Source organism: Halorubrum sp. SP9, assembly GCF_005435015.1.
Lineage (GTDB): Archaea > Halobacteriota > Halobacteria > Halobacteriales > Haloferacaceae > Halorubrum > Halorubrum sodomense.
Genome location: NZ_SGXU01000466.1, coordinates 1 through 376, shown reverse-complemented (window position 1 = coordinate 376; position 376 = coordinate 1). Strand labels below are relative to the sequence as shown.

Sequence of the window (376 nt, the reverse complement as noted above, 5' to 3'; positions counted from 1 at the left end):
GTCGACGACGCCCGGCGAGAGCCGAGCACCTTCCAGCGCGCGAAGGCGTTCGCGACGGGCCGGATCATCATCGAGGAGGAGGACTTAGAGGAGCCGCTGTGGAACCTCGAGATGGCCTTACTCGAGAGCGACGTGGAGATGAGCGTCGCCGAACAGATCCTCGACAGCGTCCGCGAGAGCATGCTCGGGGAGTCGCGCAAGCAGGTCGAGACGACCGGCGAGCTCGTCGAGGAGGCGCTCCACGACGCCCTGCTCGACGTGATCGCCGTCGGCCAGTTCGACTTCGAGCAGCGCATCGCCGAGGCCGACAAGCCGGTCACCATCGTCTTCACCGGCGTCAACGGCGTGGGGAAGACGACGAGCATCGCGAAGCTCT

General features: G+C 66.5%; 1 protein-coding gene. It reads left to right on the top strand.

The features are described from left to right. Positions 1-376: signal recognition particle receptor subunit alpha (locus tag EXE45_RS18280; RefSeq protein WP_199233713.1), on the top strand; the 376-nt coding region annotated here is incomplete at both ends.